Source organism: Pedobacter sp. T50_32 (assembly GCF_057652195.1).
In genome coordinates this window covers 175545-194793 of the sequence record NZ_JBYFBY010000006.1, presented here as the reverse complement: position 1 = coordinate 194793, position 19249 = coordinate 175545, and the positions used below count along the sequence as shown (strand labels likewise).

General features: G+C 38.4%; 14 protein-coding genes. 11 read left to right on the top strand and 3 right to left on the bottom strand.

Annotation, left to right across the window (positions count from 1 at the left end; translation table 11 throughout):
- Positions 1-61: 61 nt before the first annotated feature.
- The 11 genes from AC23ME_RS17465 to AC23ME_RS17415 all read left to right on the top strand — a co-directional run bounded on the left by AC23ME_RS17465 (position 62) and on the right by AC23ME_RS17415 (position 14389).
- Complete coding sequence (locus AC23ME_RS17465) at positions 62-1510, top strand: UDP-N-acetylmuramoyl-L-alanyl-D-glutamate--2,6-diaminopimelate ligase (protein ID WP_487729048.1); 1449 nt, start codon at positions 62-64, stop codon at positions 1508-1510.
- A gap of 8 nt (positions 1511-1518) precedes the next feature.
- Positions 1519-2781, top strand: a complete 1263-nt coding sequence (gene mraY, locus AC23ME_RS17460) for a phospho-N-acetylmuramoyl-pentapeptide-transferase (RefSeq protein ID WP_487729047.1) — start codon at positions 1519-1521, stop codon at positions 2779-2781.
- A gap of 72 nt (positions 2782-2853) precedes the next feature.
- On the top strand, positions 2854-4245 hold the full coding sequence (gene murD, locus AC23ME_RS17455) for a UDP-N-acetylmuramoyl-L-alanine--D-glutamate ligase (RefSeq protein ID WP_487729046.1): 1392 nt from the start codon (positions 2854-2856) through the stop codon (positions 4243-4245).
- A gap of 151 nt (positions 4246-4396) precedes the next feature.
- Positions 4397-5578, top strand: coding sequence for an FtsW/RodA/SpoVE family cell cycle protein (locus AC23ME_RS17450; RefSeq protein ID WP_487729045.1), 1182 nt, complete (start codon positions 4397-4399; stop codon positions 5576-5578).
- 117 nt (positions 5579-5695) lie between these two features.
- Positions 5696-6802 (top strand): undecaprenyldiphospho-muramoylpentapeptide beta-N-acetylglucosaminyltransferase, encoded by a 1107-nt coding sequence (gene murG, locus AC23ME_RS17445; protein WP_487729044.1) that lies wholly within the window; start codon positions 5696-5698, stop codon positions 6800-6802.
- 106 nt (positions 6803-6908) lie between these two features.
- Positions 6909-8261 carry a UDP-N-acetylmuramate--L-alanine ligase gene (murC, locus tag AC23ME_RS17440; protein ID WP_487729043.1) on the top strand — a complete coding sequence of 451 codons (1353 nt, stop codon included), beginning with the start codon at positions 6909-6911 and terminating at the stop codon, positions 8259-8261.
- Positions 8254-9378 carry a cell division protein FtsQ/DivIB gene (locus AC23ME_RS17435; protein WP_487729042.1) on the top strand — a complete coding sequence of 375 codons (1125 nt, stop codon included), beginning with the start codon at positions 8254-8256 and terminating at the stop codon, positions 9376-9378. Before murC ends, AC23ME_RS17435 begins: the two co-directional genes overlap by 8 nt.
- A gap of 47 nt (positions 9379-9425) precedes the next feature.
- Positions 9426-10778, top strand: a complete 1353-nt coding sequence (gene ftsA, locus AC23ME_RS17430; protein WP_308849707.1) for a cell division protein FtsA — start codon at positions 9426-9428, stop codon at positions 10776-10778.
- A gap of 132 nt (positions 10779-10910) precedes the next feature.
- A complete protein-coding gene (gene ftsZ / locus AC23ME_RS17425; RefSeq protein WP_487729041.1) occupies positions 10911-12596 on the top strand; it encodes a cell division protein FtsZ in 1686 nt (561 codons plus the stop codon).
- Positions 12597-12755: 159 nt separating this feature from the next.
- On the top strand, positions 12756-14000 hold the full coding sequence (locus AC23ME_RS17420) for an aminotransferase class I/II-fold pyridoxal phosphate-dependent enzyme (RefSeq protein ID WP_487729040.1): 1245 nt from the start codon (positions 12756-12758) through the stop codon (positions 13998-14000).
- 212 nt (positions 14001-14212) lie between these two features.
- On the top strand, positions 14213-14389 hold the full coding sequence (locus AC23ME_RS17415) for a histone H1 (RefSeq protein ID WP_097132956.1): 177 nt from the start codon (positions 14213-14215) through the stop codon (positions 14387-14389).
- Positions 14390-14444: 55 nt separating this feature from the next.
- Here AC23ME_RS17415 and AC23ME_RS17410 read toward each other — a convergent pair whose 3' ends face one another.
- The 3 genes from AC23ME_RS17410 to AC23ME_RS17400 all read right to left on the bottom strand — a co-directional run bounded on the left by AC23ME_RS17410 (position 14445) and on the right by AC23ME_RS17400 (position 19245).
- Positions 14445-14726, bottom strand: coding sequence for a hypothetical protein (locus tag AC23ME_RS17410; RefSeq protein WP_487729039.1), 282 nt, complete (start codon positions 14724-14726; stop codon positions 14445-14447).
- Between the two features lie 189 nt (positions 14727-14915).
- Positions 14916-18086: an efflux RND transporter permease subunit gene (locus AC23ME_RS17405; RefSeq protein WP_487729038.1), complete on the bottom strand. Its 3171-nt coding sequence runs from the start codon at positions 18084-18086 to the stop codon at positions 14916-14918.
- Between the two features lie 97 nt (positions 18087-18183).
- Complete coding sequence (locus tag AC23ME_RS17400) at positions 18184-19245, bottom strand: efflux RND transporter periplasmic adaptor subunit (protein WP_487729037.1); 1062 nt, start codon at positions 19243-19245, stop codon at positions 18184-18186.
- Positions 19246-19249 lie beyond the last annotated feature (4 nt).

The window sequence follows — 19249 nt, the reverse complement described above, 5'->3', positions numbered from 1 at the left end:
AAATAATGCTGGAGCATAGTCCAACATTTAAAAATTACTCAATTAATCATTAATAGAAAATATGAATTTACAAGATTTACTTTACGGAGTTTCGATTAAAAGCTTAAAGGGAATGCCTCAGGTAGAGGTAACTGCTTTGGCTTTTGATTCTCGTTTGGTAAATCCAGGAACTTTGTTTTTTGCTATCCGTGGTACAGCGGTTGATGGACACAAATTCATTGACCAAACCATTGCTGCTGGAGCAAGTGTAATCGTTTGTGAAGAATTGCCTGCACAACTAAACGAGCAAATAACTTATGTAGAAGTTGCAGATTCTGCGGAAGCATTAGGTATCATTGCTTGCAATTTCTACGGCAATCCATCTGCAGATTTGAAGTTGGTGGGCATTACTGGAACTAACGGGAAAACCACTATTGCTACGCTGCTTTTCCAACTATTTGGTAATCTAAATTATGGCGTAGGCTTAATTTCTACGGTTCAAAATCAGATTAACGATAAAGTAGTGCCAGCTACGCACACAACCCCAAATCCAATAGCACTAAATGAGCTGTTGCGTGATATGGTGAATGCTGGTTGCGAATATTGCTTTATGGAAGTAAGTTCTCATGCGGTTTCACAACATCGCATTGCGGGATTAACCTTTGCAGGGGCTGTGTTCTCTAACATCACTCACGATCACTTAGATTTCCATAAAACCTTCGATAACTATATCAAAGCGAAAAAAGGCTTTTTTGATATGCTGCCTAAATCGGCTTTTGCCTTAACGAATGCCGACGATAAAAATGGTATGGTGATGTTGCAAAATACCAAAGCTTATAAAAAGACTTATGCGTTGAAACAGATGGCTGATTTCAAAGCGAAAATCATCGAGAATAAATTCAGTGGATTGCATTTGGAGGTAGATCAAACTGATGTTTATTTCAAAATGGTTGGCTCTTTTAATGCTTACAATTTGTTAGCGGCTTATGCTACCGCAGTTTTGCTAGAGCAAGATAAAATGAGAGTGTTAACTACACTTAGCGCTTTGTCTGGTGCCGAAGGAAGGTTTGATTATATCGTGTCAAAATCTGGCATTGTAGGGATTGTAGATTATGCACACACACCAGATGCAGTTCAAAATGTGTTGAGCACTATCGCTAACATCAGAAAAGGAACAGAGCAAGTAATTACGGTGATTGGTTGTGGTGGCGATAGAGATACCACTAAACGCCCAATAATGGCGCAAGTAGCCTGCGATTGGAGCGATAAAGTGATTTTAACGTCTGATAATCCTCGTACGGAAGATCCGCAAGCAATCATAAAAGATATGGAAGCTGGAGTTTCGCCAACTAATCAACGCAAAACGATCAGCATTTTAGATAGAAAAGAGGCAATTAAAACAGCTTGTCTTTTGGCTCAACCAGGCGATATCATTTTGGTTGCAGGTAAAGGACACGAAAAATACCAAGAAGTCAATGGTGTAAGACATCATTTTGATGATAAAGAGCTCATTAAAGAACAACTAAATTAAGCTAGCAGATGTTATATTTATTATTCGAATATCTACATAAAAACTACGATTTTCCGGGCTTAAGGTTGTTTCAATACCTTACTTTCAGATCATCTTTGTCTATTATTTTATCATTAATCATTACTACGGTTTACGGTCGTAGAATTATTGATTATTTACAACGTAAGCAAGTTGGAGAAACCGTACGTAATCTTGGATTAGAAGGGCAGATGCAAAAACAAGGTACCCCAACAATGGGTGGTATCATGATTTTGATGGGGATTTTAATTCCAACTTTGTTGTTTGCTAACCTTACAAACATCTATGTAATTCTAATGATTGTAACTACCATTTGGATGGGTGCAATTGGTTTCTTAGATGATTATATCAAAGTTTTTAAGAAAAATAAAGAAGGTTTAGCCGGGCGATTTAAAGTGGTTGGACAAGTAGGTTTGGCAATAATTGTGGGTTGTACCATGTATTTTCATCCTAGCATAGTAGTGCGCCAAACAGTTGATGAAACTGCGAAATTGGACACTGCAAAAGTACAAAGCGCAGCGCCAATGGTGTTGCGTAAAAAAGGCGAAACTTATTACTACACACAAGATGTAAAATCAACGAAAACTAATATTCCATTCTATAAAAACAATGAGTTTGATTACGCCAAAGTAGTTAAGTTTTTAGGCGAGGGATATGAGAAATATGCGTTTGCGGTGTTCTTGTTGTTCGTTATCATTATTGTAACTGCGGTTTCAAATGGGGCAAATTTAACCGATGGTATAGATGGTTTGGCTACGGGAACTTCGGCGGTTATTGGGATAACGATGGCGGTGTTTGCTTACGTATCGGGTAACACGGTAATGGCCGATTATCTGAACATCATGTACATCCCTAACAGTGGCGAGCTCATCATTTTTGCAAGTGCTTTTATTGGTGCGTGTATAGGTTTCTTGTGGTACAATTCATACCCAGCTCAAATTTTTATGGGCGATACAGGTAGTTTAACCATTGGAGGTATCATCGCTGTATTTCTAATCATGACTAGAAAAGAGCTGTTAATTCCAATTATATGTGGTGTGTTTTTGATAGAAGTGCTGTCCGTGAGTTTGCAGGTAACTTATTTTAAATACACGAAGAAACGTTTTGGGGAAGGTAGAAGGATTTTCCTGATGTCGCCATTGCACCATCATTATCAAAAGAAAGGTTATCACGAAGCTAAGATTGTAACCCGCTTCTGGATTATTGGGATTTTGCTAGCGGTAATTGCTTTTGTGACGTTGAAACTGAGGTAAGAAAAAGGATAAAAGAACAAAGGAAAAAGACTATAAAATAAAGACGAAATATTTTTCGTCTCAACAAAAAAAATGAACTCAAATAATAACATATCACAAAACAACCTTAAGTCAGCGATGGCAACGGGTGCTCGTGTTGTTATTTTGGGTGCGGGCGAAAGCGGCGTAGGAGCAGCTAAATTAGCGCAAAAGCAAGGCTTCGATGTTTTTGTATCAGATTTTGGGAGCATAGCCGATGCTTACAAAGCCGATTTGCAAAGGATGAACATCCCTTTTGAGGAGAACCAACATACCGAAGCATTGATTTTGAATGCAGCGGAAGTAGTAAAGAGCCCAGGTATTCCTTCAAAAGCACCAATAGTAAAAGCGTTGGTAGAAAAAGGTGTTCCAGTAATCTCGGAGATTGAATTTGCAAAGCGTTATACCAATGCAAAAACAATCTGCATTACAGGTTCAAATGGTAAATCAACTACCAGCTTATTGACCTACCACATCCTTAAAAATGCAGGATTAAATGTGGGTTTGGCCGGAAACATAGGTCACAGCTTTGCGGCTCAGGTTGCAGATCAAGATTTTGATTGGTACGTGTTAGAAATATCAAGCTTTATGCTAGATGATATGTACGCCTTTAAGGCTGATATCGCAGTATTGCTAAACATAACACCGGATCATCTAGATCGGTACGATTATAAAATTGAGAATTACGCAGCTTCGAAAATACGCATTGTACAAAATCAAACATCAGCCGATGCTTTTGTATACTGTGCAGATGATGAAGAGACGAAAAAAGTACTAGCTACTGTAAATATACAAGCCCAAACTTATCCTTTTTCTATCCTAACGGAAGTAGAACAAGGTGCCTATTTAGCGCAGAATAATATCCACATCAATACAAATTTAAACAACACACTAACCATGTCAATTTCAGAGTTAGCCTTACAAGGTAAGCACAACATTTACAACTCAATGGCCTCGGGCATCGTAGCAAAAGTTTTAGAGCTACGTAACGAAACTATCCGCGAAAGCATGGGTAATTTCAAAAACATTGATCATAGGTTAGAGTTTGTGGCGAAGATAAATGATGTAATCTATATCAACGATTCGAAAGCTACTAACGTAAACTCAACTTGGTACGCACTAGAAAGTGTAAGTACTGATGTGGTTTTAATTATGGGTGGTGTAGATAAAGGCAATGACTACGAAATGCTGCGTGACTTGGTGAAAGGAAAGGTGAAGGCTATTATTTGCTTGGGTAAAGATAACAAGCGCATACACGATGCTTTTGAAGATGATGTGGAAGTGATCGTGAATACTTTTTCTGCAGAAGAAGCGGTTCAAGTGGCTTATCACTTGGCTAAGAAAGGAAGCACGGTATTGTTGTCGCCAGCTTGTGCAAGTTTCGATTTATTTAAAAATTACGAAGACCGTGGCAACCAGTTTAAAGCTGCTGTGAAAGAATTGTAATAAAGACCAAAGCAGAAAGACTAAAGCTGAAAGAACCCCAATTAACTAGGGGAACAGAAATAAAAAGCTAAAATGACCTAAGGCGTCTTAGGTGGTAAAAATAGATAAATGTCAGTCTGAGCTTGCCGAAGACTAAATTAAAATTAACAAAATGTTTAACATCAACGCACTTTTAGAACGTACCAAAGGCGACCGTTGGATCTGGATTATCATTATCCTGCTTTCGATGATTTCTATTATGGTAGTGTATAGTGCCACTGGCGCTATTGCTTATAAAAAAGGCATTTCGGTAGAGAGGTATCTTTTATTTAAGCATGTGATTTTTGTATTGTTAGGTATTGGAATGATTTACATTGCGCATTTGCTCGATTACAAGTATTACGCAGGTATCTCTAAAATTTTGATGATTGTGACTGTGCCATTGTTGCTTTACACATTAGCATTCGGGCAGTCATTAAACGATGCATCTCGTTGGGTAAAAATTCCAGTGATTGGATTAACTTTTCAAACCTCCGATTTAGCTAAACTTGCTTTAATTACCTTTTTAGCAAGGATGTTAACCCGTAAGCAAGAAAACATCAAAGACGTAAAAAGTGCATTTATTCCAATTATGGGATCGGTTTGTGTGGTTTTTGTGTTAATCGCATTGGCCAACTTATCTACTGCTTTAATGTTGTTTGGCGTTAGTATCTTGTTGCTGATTATTGGACGTATCAGTATCAAACAGATAGCTACAGTTTGTGCAGGTGGTTTAGTGTTATTGATGTTCGTTGTGTTCTTAGGTCCTAGGAGAGAAACTTATAAATCACGTATCAATTCGTTTTTACATCCAGAACTTCAACACTCTGATAAAACATACCAGTCTGACCATTCAAAAATTGCTTTGGCAACTGGTGGTTTGCTGGGCAAAGGACCTGGCAACAGTACAGAAAGAAACTTCTTACCGCATCCATACTCCGATTTTATTTTTGCCATTATTATTGAGGAATATGGAACGGTGGGCGGTTTAGCGGTGATTATGTTGTATTTGGTTTTGCTCTACCGCTGTGTAAGGATCGTCAATCGAAGTCCCAAGGCATTTGGTGCATTGCTTGCGGCGGGCTTAAGTTTCAGCTTAACCATACAAGCCTTTGCAAATATGGCGGTTGCGGTTGGTTTAGGTCCGGTAACGGGTGTGCCTTTACCGCTGGTAAGTATGGGTGGTACCTCAATGATATTTACAAGTATTGCATTCGGTATTATCTTAAGTGTAAGCCGCGATGTTGAAGAAAATAGTAGTAAAATTAAAAAAGAAGATAAAGTTATTGTAGGCGAAATACCTGCGGTGGCTTAGGAGGGTTTGTTCGTCATTGCGAGGAAGAATGACGAAGCAATCTCTAAATTAAAATATAGATGATGAAAACAAGATTGCTTCGTTCCTCGCAATGACGCAAACGAATTAATTAACAACATGAATAATTTCCCAAAAATTATCATATCCGGTGGTGGCACAGGCGGGCATATTTTCCCCGCCGTTGCTATCGCTAATGCCTTAAAAGCAGTTTCGCCGCAATGCGAAATTTTGTTCGTTGGGGCAGAAGGTCGCATGGAAATGGAGAAAGTTCCGGCGGCTGGATATAAAATTGTGGGACTTAATATAAGTGGCATTCAGCGAGGTTCAATTTTTAAAAACCTTGGACTGCCTTTTAAGGTTATAGGTAGTGTGCGCAAAGCGATGAAATTAATTGCCGATTTTAAACCCGATGCAGTAGTTGGGGTTGGCGGTTATGCTTCAGGTCCGTTGCTTTATGCGGCTTCCCTAAAAAATATACCTTACTTGATACAAGAACAGAATTCTTACGCAGGCATTACCAATAAATTGTTGGGTAAAAAGGCAGCTAAGATTTGTGTAGCTTTTGATGGTATGGAAGCTTTTTTTCCAGCCGATAGAATTTTGAAAACTGGAAATCCGGTGAGGAAGAACATTGTAAATATCGATGGTCGCCGTCATGCCGGTGCAGAGTTGTTAAAGCTAGATCCGTTAAAGAAAACCATTTTAGTTACTGGCGGAAGTTTAGGTGCAGGTACTTTGAATAAGGCAGTAGAAAAACACTTGGCAGATATCATCGCACAAGATGTGCAGGTAATTTGGCAAACTGGCAAATTCTACTACAAAGGGATCATTGAGAGATTAGGGGTTGAGTATCATCCAAACGTTCGCATCCTGGAATTTTTAAACCAGATGGATTTAGCTTACGCAGCTTCAGATGTGATTATTTCTAGAGCGGGGGCAGGAACCATTGCAGAGCTTTGTCTCATCAAAAAACCTGTGATCTTGGTGCCTTCGCCTAATGTTGCGGAAGACCACCAAACTAAAAATGCTTTGGCATTGGTGAAGGAGAACGCAGCAATACTAATAGCAGATACAGCCGCCGAAGATACCTTGGTAGCACAGGCGTTGGAACTGTTAACTAATAAAGAAAAATCAGCCCAGCTGAGTGAAAATATAGGAAAAATGGCTTTTGCTAATGCTGATGAGGTTATAGCGAAAGAAGTGTTGAAACTAATAAGAAGCTGAAAGTCTAAAGCAGAAAGACCAAAGCACTATAGATATAAATAATAAACAATGAACAGGGAAAAGGCAGCTTTTAGCTTTAGTCTTTTCGCTTTCAGCTCAAAGAAAAATGGAACTGTCAAAAATTAATAGGGTTTATTTTGTAGGCATAGGAGGTATAGGCATGAGTGCGCTTGCCCGCTATTTCGCAAAACGTGGTTGCGTAGTTTGCGGCTATGATAAAACTCGTACAAACTTGACGATCCAATTGGAGAACGAAGGAATTGTTATTTCTTATTTAGATGAAGAAGATACTATCCCGTTTGCATTCCAAGAAAAATATGAAGATACTTTAATCGTTTATACGCCCGCAATTCCGAAGAATTCGAGCATACTCAACTTCTTCCAAAACAAAGGTTTCGATTTAAAGAAACGTTCGCAAGTACTAGGAATTATTAGCGAAGGAATGTACTGTATTGGCGTTGCTGGTACGCACGGCAAAACTACAACCTCATCTATGGTGGCACATATTTTAACCGATACTGGTTTTGGCTGTACAGCATTTTTAGGCGGAATTACTACCAACTACAATAGTAATGTGCTTTACGGCAAAAACAATGTGGTAGTGGTAGAAGCAGATGAATACGATCGTTCTTTCTTAACCTTGCATCCCGATGTGGCGGTAATTACATCGATGGATGCCGACCATTTGGATATATACGGCGATGAAAGTCATTTGCATGAATCGTTCAATTTGTACGCTTCGCAGTTAAAACCAGAAGGGCGTTTGTTTATTAAAGATGGATTGCCAATTGCCGGAATTACCTATAGCGCAAATGGAACATCGGCCATTAATGCCAAAAACATAAGGGTAGAAGATGGTTGCTTCGTATTCGATTTTGAAGATGGCTATAATACCATTAAAGATTTGAAGTTAGCGATGCCAGGTAAGCACAATGTGGAAAATGCTACTGCCGCTATTGGTGTGGCTTTGAGTTTGGGCATTCATCCTAACAGTGTGAAAAAAGCGATTGCAAGTTTCAAAGGCGTAAAACGTAGGTTCGAAACTATCGTTAAAAGCGACGAGCATATTTATATAGACGATTATGCGCATCATCCTGAAGAACTAAGAGCTTGTTTTGATGCAGTCAGACAATTGCACCCAGATAAAAAATTGACAGTGATTTTTCAGCCGCACTTGTTTACGCGTACACGCGATTTCGCTGACGAATTTGCCAAGGTATTAAGCTCCGCTGATGAAATTATCCTGTTGGAAATTTATCCAGCAAGAGAGTTGCCGATTGAAGGCGTAACCTCGCAAATGCTATTGGATAAGATCAATCATCAGAATAAACAAATTTGTGCTAAGGAAGATGTGTTAGCATTGATAAAAAGTAAAAACCCTGAACTAACTTTGACGGTTGGTGCAGGCGACATTGATACATTAATAGAGCCATTAAAAAATACATTAACCCATGCTTAAAAGAATTAACTGGAAAGCGATTTTTAAAGGGTTTGCCTGGCTCACTTGCTTGGCAGGTGTAGTGGTATTAATGGGCTTTATCGATACTAAAAAGAAATCGGTAAAGTGTGCTAAAATCGAGATATTGATTCCGGGAGCGGACAATTTTATTGAAATTGAGGAGATTGATGCGATTTTGAAACAAAGTCAGGGAGATTTGATTGGTAGAAACTTAGAAGGGGTTAATCTGCACGACATTGAGAAAAGCATTGCGGCAAATCCTTACATCGGTTTTGTAAAGGTTTATGCAGATATGAATGGAACTGTATTCGTTGAAGTAAAACAGCGTCAGCCAATCCTTAGAATTTTGAATGCTGGTGGGCAAGATTACTACGTAGATAGCGATGGTTTGAAAATGCCAGTATCGCCAAACTTTACAGCAAATGTTTTGGTGGCTACAGGTAACATTTTGGAAGGATTTAATGGTAGGGTAGATACTTTAATGACCAACGTTGCAAAAGATCTGTACAAAACTGCAATGTATGTAAAGAGAGATACACTTTGGGATGCGCAGATTGAGCAGCTTTATATTAATGACAAAAGCGATATTGAAATGATACCTCGTGTTGGTAACCAACGCATTGTATTAGGAAATGCAAAAGATATCGGTGCTAAGATGGATAACTTGTTAGCTTTTTATAAGCAAGCAATGCCAAAGGTTGGATGGAATGCTTATCGTTCTATCAACTTGAAATACGTAAACCAGATTGTAGCAGAGAAAAGGGATTCGATAACGATTAAAAAACTGGAGAAACCCGCAGTGCTAGATTCTGCAGTGAGACAACGACAGGTAATAGATGCGGCAGTGCAGTCTACTATCCAAAATGAGATAAGAAAGGCAATGGGCAACGAGACAACTAGAGAAGAGAAAACAACATCAGCCCCTGCTAAAACAGAACCTAAGAAAACAGAAAATATAACAGATAAAAATAAAGTAACAAAAAGCGTGGAGAGCGTAAAGAGTTCAGAAAGTAAAGAAAAAGAGAAGGAAAAGAAGACAACAGCAGCAAAAACAGAAACGCTTTCACAGAAGCAAGCAGCTTCTAAAGAAAAATCATCTACCAAAGAAAAACAGTAACAAAAACTAACAGATAATATCAAACTCAACAATAAATAATAATGGTTATGGGCAAAGAAAAAACTACCATTCAATCTCCAATCGTAGTCGGATTAGACATCGGTACTACCAAGATCTGCGTAATTGTGGGACGCAGAACCAATCATGGTAAAATTGAAGTTTTAGGGATCGGCAAAGCTGAGTCTGCAGGAGTAACCCGCGGCGTGGTTTCAAACATCCAAAAAACGGTTCAAGGCATTAATGCTGCTGTAGAAGTTGCAAGCGCACAATCAAACGTAGAGATACGAGTGGTTAATGTAGGTATCGCAGGTCAACACATCAAGAGTTTACAGCACAGAGGTATTTTAACTCGTAGAGAGTTGAATAACGAAATCAGCAAAAAGGATATCGACAAGTTAATTGACGATATGTTCAAGTTGGTAATGCCTCCAGGAGAAGAAATTATTCATGTTTTACCACAAGAGTTTACGATAGATAACGAGCCCGGTATCAAAGATCCAGTTGGTATGGCAGGGGTGCGTTTGGAAGCTAATTTCCATATCATTTCTGGTCAGGTAACTGCGGTTAAAAATATCATGCGTTGTGTAACAAATGCAGGTTTACAAACGCAGGAACTAATTTTAGAGCCTTTGGCTTCTTCTGAATCGGTGTTGAGCGACGAAGAGAAAGAAGCAGGTGTTTGTCTAGTTGATATTGGTGGTGGTACAACCGATGTGGCGATTTTCCACGAAGGTATCATCCGTCACACAGCGGTAATTCCATTTGGTGGTAACAGCGTAACCGAAGATATTAGAGAAGGATGTTCGGTAATGCGTAACCAAGCCGAATTGTTGAAGACTCGCTTTGGTTCTGCCCTTGCAGAAGAGAACAAAGAAAATGAGATTATCTGCGTTCCAGGATTACGTGGTCGCGAACCAAAAGAAATTTCTGTGAAAAACCTTGCCTACATCATCCAGGCCCGTATGGAAGAGATTGTAGAGCACGTTTATTACGAAATTAAATCATCAGGATACGAAAAACGCCTAATTGGTGGTGTGGTAATTACCGGTGGTGGTGCTTTGTTGAAACACTTGAACCAAATGGTAGAGTATGTAACTGGTTTAGATTGCCGTGTTGGATATCCGAACGAGCACTTATCTAAATACGAAGATATGGCTAAAAATATCTACGAAGATTTGAAGAGCCCAATGTATGCAACCTCTGTAGGTTTGCTAATTAAAGGTATTCAAAAAGCAGAAGAGATGTTAGAGGAAATGAAACAGCCAGGCGTGTTTGTAGAGAAGCCAAAAGAAGTTAAAGAGAAAACGAAACGTGTGGGTTTGTTCGATAAATTATTAGGAAAAGCGACGGAATTTATCAAAGATGATATGAACGTTAGCGACGAAGATTATATCAAGTAGTAATATTTTTCCACAATTCAGGAATTTTCCACATTCTTAACACTTGTGGAAAACGACTGTTAAAAAAGTGTTAATATTACAAAAGGAATGAACAGCCCAAATTAGAATTTTAAACTACTGATTCATAACAATATGAAGTTCGAAATGTTAAAAGATAAATCTTCAATTATCAAAGTTATTGGTGTTGGAGGTGGTGGAGGTAATGCGGTAAACCACATGTACCGTCAAGGAATTACTGGTGTAGACTTTATAATTTGTAATACTGATGCACAAGCGTTAGAGTTTAGCCCAATTCCTAACAAAGTACAGTTGGGAGCAAGCTTAACCGAAGGGATGGGTGCTGGTTCTATTCCGGAGGTTGGAAAAAATTCTGCTATAGAAAATATAGAGGATATCAAGACCATGTTAGGTCCACAAACCAAAATGCTTTTTATTACAGCAGGTATGGGTGGTGGTACTGGTACTGGTGCCAGTCCAATTATAGCAAAAGCAGCTAGAGAACTAGATATATTAACTGTAGCAATCATCACTACACCGTTTTCTTTCGAAGGAAAAAGACGTAAAATGCAAGCTGATGATGGTTTAGAGGAGTTAAAGAAATACGTAGATTCTTACTTAGTGATTTCTAATGATAGATTACGTGAGATCTTCGGGAACCTAACTTTAGGTTCTGCATTTGCACAAGCGGATGATATTTTAACTACCGCTGCTAAAGGTATTGCAGAGATCATTACTGTTCCAGGTTATATCAACGTCGATTTTAAAGATGTGAAAACTGTAATGAACGAAAGTGGTGTTTGTATCATGGGTAGTTATGCTGCCGATGGCGATAACCGTGCTTTAGCTGCAGTAGAAGGTGCATTAGCATCTCCATTATTAAAAGATAATGAGATTGAAGGTGCAAGATATATCCTTTTAAACATCAGTTCTGGTGTTAAAGAGGTAACTATGGATGAGGTGTCGATCATTACAGATTATATCCAAGATAAAGCTGGTTTAAGTGCCGACTTAATTTGGGGTAACTGTATCGATGAGAACTTGGACGATAAGATTTCAGTAACAATTATTGCTACTGGTTTCCAAACTACCGAACAAAGAGAGAAAGACAAACAGAACGTTAAAAAAATCTCTTTATTAACACCTGAAGAAGCTCCTTTGGTAAAACCTGTTGAACCTGTTAACTCTTTCATCACACCCAAAGAGGCTCCAGTAAGTAATGAGCCTGTATTGAAAGTGCAAGCAGAGGAAGCAAAGCAACCAGATTTATTTGGTGATTTGTTTAATATAGCCAAACCAGTTCCAGTTGCTGCTGCTCCGGCACCAGCTCCAGAAGAAAATGGTATGGTTTTCCATAAGTTAGTAGAAGAGGAGCTTCCAGAAGAAGAGCCAGCTCAAGTAGAGGAGCCTGCTTTTCAATTTGAAGTAAAGGTGGCAGAAACTGAGTTCGTTTTCGAAACTCCAATTGCTTCTGTTGAGGAAGATGTAGTGGAAGAAACGCCTGTAATGACAATGCCTACACCAGAGCCAATTCAAGAGTTCAGTGCAGATCAAGATAAAACGGACGAATCAATTGAAGAGCAGCTGAGAAAATCAAAGGAGAGAATCTTAAGATTAAAAGATCTGAGCATGAAATTGAGGACCACTAACGGTTTACAAGAGTTGGAAAATGTACCTGCATATCAACGTAAGCAAATGCAGTTGCAACAAATCCAACACTCATCTGAGTCGCAAGTATCAAGGTTTACCTTAACTAACGATGAAGATGGAGAAACAGGAATTAGACCTAACAACTCATTCTTACACGATAATGTGGACTAACGAGTTAATTTAGATAAGTTAAAGCCTTGGCAATTTATGTTGCTGAGGCTTTTTCGTGTTTAACATCACGTTTAATGGGTTGCCAAATCGTGATTTTAACCGTAAATTTGCGCTCAATATTCACATATACAATAACATCTTACACATAAATATAACACATTGGATATTTTTGATAAAGTAGCGAAACGCATGGGACCAATTGGTCAACACCAAAAATGGTCACATGGGTATTTTTCTTTTCCAAAATTAGAGGGAGAGATTGCGCCTCACATGCAGTTTAGAGGCAAAGAACATTTGGTATGGAGCTTAAACAACTATTTAGGTTTAGCTAACCATCCAGAAGTTAGAAAAGCAGACGAGCAAGGTGCTGCAGAATTTGGAATGGCCTATCCAATGGGAGCCCGTATGATGTCGGGTAACTCGAAATATCACGAGCAATTAGAGCAAGATTTGGCAGCATTTGTTGGTAAAGAAGATTCATTTCTTTTGAATTTCGGTTACCAAGGTATGGTTTCTATTATCGATGCATTGTTAGATAGAAATGATGTAGTAGTTTACGATGGTGAGTCGCATGCTTGTATTTTAGATGGTTTGCGTTTGCACATGGGAAAACGTTTTGTGTACAAGCACAACAATGTTGAAGATGCTCGTAAACAATTGCAAAGAGCTACCAAATTGGTTGAGCAAACTGGCGGTGGTATCTTATTAATTACTGAAGGTGTATTCGGTATGTCGGGTGCGCAAGGTAAATTAAAAGAGTTGATCGAACTTAAGAAGGAGTTCAATTTCCGTTTGTTAATTGATGATGCACACGGTTTTGGTACAATGGGCTCAACGGGCGCAGGTACGCACGAAGCACAAGATAGCATAGAAGGCGTAGACGTTTACTTCGCAACTTTTGCAAAATCTATGGCTGGTATTGGTGGTTTTGTGGCGTCTTCAAAAACGCTAACCGATTATTTTAGGTATAACATGCGTTCTCAAACTTTTGCCAAAGCATTACCTATGCCAATGGTTATCGGTTTGATAAAACGTTTAGAACTGCTAAAAAACAATCCTGAGTTAAGAGAGAAATTGTGGACAATTGCGACCACTTTACAGAATGGTTTGAAAGAGCGTGGGTTCGATATTGGTGTAACGAATACAGTAGTAACCCCAGTTTTCTTAAAGGGAGAACTTTCTGAAGCGACTGCACTAACACATGATTTAAGAGAGAACTATGGTATCTTCTGTTCTATTGTAGTGTATCCAGTTATTCCAAAAGGGATGATTGAATTGAGATTAATCCCAACCGCAGTACATACAATTGAGGATGTAAACCGTACACTAGATGCATTTAGTGAGGTTTCTGACAAATTAAAAAGTGGTTATTACCAACAACATTTGTTTCCGAGAGGAGAATAAAATAGCAAGTGAAGAGCCTCGATTTTATCGGGGCTTTTTTGTTAGTTTTTGATTTACAGTGTTTTGCTGTGAATAAATGTATGATTTGTGGAAAAAAAACGCAAAAAACCGTACTTTTTCTTTGGCGAGGTATTTTTTTATTAAAATAAACCTCTTACTTTAGTAATTGAGTATTAATCAAAACCTTAAAAACTAATAGGAGTATTTAAAAAATGAAAAAATTTGCTGAAGTAAAAGCACTAGTAGCAGCTTTAGAAGCTGATGTGGACAAGTTCTATTCTAAGTCTAACAGTGCTGCCGGAACACGTGTTCGTAAAGGTATGCAAGATTTAAAAAATTTAGCTCAGAGCATTCGTTTAGAAGTGCAAGAAACTAAAAACAAAGCTTAATTTAAAACGCATTTGTGAACAAAAAAGCACCTCTGACCAAGGTGCTTTTTTTTGCTTATATCCTTCGTATAAGTCGATAATCATCAGGGTAGGTCCCTTCTTCAAACTTTACCAGTTTCTGCCTCTCAAACACAAAGAACTTGTAAGATTCTGTAATGTTATTATACGTTCTGTAAATCACATCTCCTTTTTGGTCGCCATAAACCTGTACTGCAGATTTATTAAACCGTTTAAATTCTTGTTCATCCATGCCTATGGAAAATTTCGGCTCGTAATATTGCATTACGTTACAGCTCATTGTGCCTAGCACAAGTAGCAATAGTACTAATTTTTTCATTTGTGTGTTTTAAGTGTGTTGCCTAAAAATAAGCAATTAGTATGCCTTAGGCTTATATTTTGATGACAGAACTTGTAACACTTTTATGATAAGATGACATCATCATTAACTTATAGATTCATCTTTAAAAAAAGTCCCGATAACAATTTGCTATCGGGACTGGTTTTTATTGTGTGTTGGGAAAAATTCTTAGTGGTGTTGCTCCCACTCATTTACATCTTTGTGGTCGTAAGGTTCTACCATTTGTTCCTCAATGGTTTGCCCTTTTTTGTTGAAACCGAACTTCTCTAAAATATTATCGAAGATTTGGTACATTACTGGTACAACCACCAAGGTAAGGAATAGCGAACTGGTTAAACCTCCGATGATTACCCACGCCAAACCGTTTTTCCAGTCGGCACCGGCACCACTTGCCAATGCAATAGGCAACATACCGATTACCATGGCGATGGTGGTCATCAAAATTGGACGCAAACGAGCGTGGTTAGCTAATATTAAAGCTTCGTGAGTTGATTTGCCTTGCGCTTTCATTTGGTTGGTAAAATCGACCAAGATAATTGCGTTTTTAGCTACTAGACCCATTAACATAATGAAACCGAGGATAGTAAAGATACCCAATGCATTGTTGGTTAAAGCCAAGGCAAGCAAGGCTCCGATTAATGCTAGCGGTAAAGAGAACATTACCACAAACGGATAAACGAAACTGTCGTAAAGTGCTACCATGATTAGGTAAACCAAGATTACAGCTGCTAGTAATGCGATACCTAAAGTACCGAAACCTTCACTTTGGTTTTCTTGGTCACCAGCCCAGTAGAAGCTAATGCCAGCAGGTTTTTTCATCTTATCTAATTGCGCTTGGAAATCTGTAACTACAGTACCAGTTGGTACACCTACAGTTTGCGCTTGGACGGTTACCGAGGTAGATTTATTTAAACGCTCTAATAAACTTGGTCCAGAACCTTCTTTAATTTCCGCAAATTGCGAAAGCTTAATTTGTTGGCCAGCTTGGTTTACGAAATTCAAATTACGTACATCGTCAATGTCTTTACGGTCAAAATCTTGGTATTGGATATTGATATCGTACTCGTACTCGCCTTGACGGAACTTACCATCTGTATTACCCGCAAAAGCAGTTTGCATGGTAGAACCTACAGTTGATAGATTTAAGCCTAAAGCCGACATCTTATCGCGGTCTACTTTTACGTTAATCTCTGGTGTTCCTTTTTCTACCGAAAGCTTAGTTTGTGTAGCTCCAGGTACTTTCGCAAGTACAGCTTGAGCTTTTTCAGCAAAATTCAATACGCTATCTAAATCAGAACCTAGTACAACGAATTGGATAGGGGCATCATCTGCAGTTCCCAAAATACCAATTGGCACGGTTTTAATTTTAGCACCAACCAATATTTTTTCTAGCTCACGGGTGTAAGTTGTAGAAATAATGTCTGAAGAAACGTTGTCCAACTCTTTTTTGTCTTTCAACTTCACGTTGATTTCTGACTTGTAAGCAGTTGCTGTAGTAGCTCCCATACCGCCACTAGATTGACCAACAGTAGTAATCATTTGAACTACCTCTGGCTTGTTGCTTAGATAATTTTCAGCTTTTTGCGTGTAGAAGTTGGTTTGCTCTAACGAAGCATCTTTAGGCATCTCGATTTGTAACAAGAACTCTCCTTTATCAGATTTAGGGAAGAACTCGAAACCGATGAAACCACCAAATAATAAACCACAAGAAGAAAGGAATAAAACAAACATACCGATTAAGGTAATCGCTTTGTTTTTAAGTGTCCAGTTTAAGATGTTAGTAATCCAGTTTGTGAATTTATGAAGTTGTTTTTCGAACCAAAGGATGAATTTACCAAATGCGTTTTTACCTTCGATACGCTCTAATTTACCAAAACGAGAGAATATTAATGGTACAATGGTAAACGAGGCTACTAACGATAGTAAAGTAGAAATAATTACCACCACACAGAACTGACGTAAAATGTTGGCCACCATACCTGTACTTACAGCAATAGGGAAGAACACTACCACAATTACGAAAGTGATGGAAACTACGGTAAAACCGATTTCGCGAGTACCATCTATAGCTGCACGTACCTTGTTTTTACCCATCTCCATGTGGCGCTGGATGTTCTCCAAAACCACAATCGCGTCATCCACGAGAATACCTACCACGAGTGATAGACCTAGTAAAGACATCAAGTTTAAGGTATAACCAAACATTGAAATACCGATAAACGTAGCAATTAAAGATGCAGGAATAGATACCATTACAATAACCGCATTACGCAAGCTATGTAAGAAGAAAAGCATTACCACTGCTACCAAAATAACCGCTAAAACTAAATCGTGGATTACCGCATCTGCAGATTGTAAGGTATAGTCAGAACTATCATTTACAATTTTAATATCTAAGCCGATGTTTTTGTAATCTGATTTTAGTTGCTCGATGATTGCTTTAGTGCCCTCACTTACTGTTACGGCATTGGCATCACTTTGTTTAATAATTTGTACCGCAATAGAGTTCGCTCTGTTGATACGGGCAATTTTCTCTGTTTCTTTTTGCGTATCCTGAATGTCGGCAATATCTCCTAAACGGATTTGTGCACCGTCTTTACTAGTAGTTACTACCAAGTTGCGCATTTCTTCGATACTAGCGTACTTACCAGATAAACGCACCAAAATGTCTTGTGCTTTGGTTTTAACACTTCCGGTAGGGAAATCTAAGTTAGAACTTAAGATAGCTTGTTGTACAGTAGGGACAGATAAGCCGTAACCTTGTATCTTTTTAGCATCTAATGCTACTTTAATTTCACGCTCAGAACCACCAATTAAGTTTACTTGTGCCACACCAGATACACGAGAAATGATTGGTGCAATACGTTTGTCCATCAAATCGTAGAACGAAATATCGTCCATGTTGCCAGATGCAGACATCGTAATTACAGGGAAATCATCTAACGAGAATTTACTTAACGATGGCTGTTTTACATCGTCCGGTAAATCGGCCAAGATGGCGTTTACCTTTCTTTGCGCATCGTTTAGTGCAATGTCGATTACAGCTTTATCGGTTAGGGTAATAATTACAACCGATAAACTTTCGTAAGAGTTTGCGTTAATTTTCTTGATGTTTTCCATCGAAGAAACGGCATCCTCAATTTTTTTGGTTACAGTACTTTCTACCTCATTTGGCGAAGCACCTGGATAAATTGTAGAGATAGATACTACGTTTGGAGAGAACTTAGGTAAAAGCTCATATCCTAACGAGAAATAACTCAGTAAGCCTAGCAAGGTTAGTGCGGTAAATACCACAATTACCAGCGAAGGTCTTTTTATGGATATATCAGTAATTTTCATTTTATTTAGTATTGCGTTTGGCGTATCGCGATTAGCGTTGGCCAGTTTTAGCGCCCAGTTTTAATTGCTGAGCTTTTTACTTTTTACTTTCGACTTTTTACTTAATCACAGTAACTGCAGTGCCTTCTGTTAAGTTAATTTGACCGCTTGTAATTACTGTTTCGCCTTCTTTCAAACCACTTAAAATTTCTACGCTTTCGCCTAAAATACGTCCAGATACTACTTTACGAGTTTCTGCAGTGTTTTTAGCAGTTAAAACAAATACTTCGTTACTGCTTACACTACCCACAAAAGAAGTACGTGGAACCAAAATTGTTGGTGCTTGTTTAGGGAATTTGAATACCGCAGTACCGTACATACCTGCTCTTAAGCTACCTTTTGAACTGTTGGTTACTTCAACCTCGATAGGGAAATTTAAAGTTTGGTCTGCTTTTGCAGCAATAAAAGATACTTTACCAGTAAATTTCTCATCAGGGAAAACGTTAGATTGAATGTCTACTCTATCGCCAATTTTCAAGTTTGCAACCTGACCTTCGTTAACGTTTACTTTCAATTTCAACTTAGAAACATCAACTAACTCAAATAATTTCGTTCCTGGAGCTACTACAGCACCAACTTCAATCATTTTTTTGTTTACCACACCGTTAATAGATGAACGGATGTTGGCATCGCTCAATTTACGTTGTTGTTGTTGCAAGCGTAGTTTTGCGTTTTCTGCAGAAAGTTTTGCTTGGTCTAATTGCTGTTGCGTTACACCACCAGTTTTAAAAGAACTCTCATAACGAGCTAAATCTTTTACTGCGTTTTGATAAGTTGCTTCTGCAGTTTCTCTGTCTGTGTTTAAAATTTCAGCGTCAATACGAGCTAATACTGTACCTACACTTACTTTACTACCTTCTTCTACATAGACTTTAGATACACGACCACTGTTTTCTGCCGAAAATTCTAATTCTTTGTTTGGAGCAAAAGTACCATTAGCACTAAAGTCTAAGTTAACTTCTTTACGCTCAACCTTAGCACTTTTAACAGCAACTGCGCCACTGCCTTTGGCAATAAAATCGGTAGTTTCTTGTGCTTTCTTTTTGTTGTTGGTTAATATATAGCCAATTCCAGCTAATACTAGCGCTATTACAACGATTATAGTGATTACTCTTTTCATTATT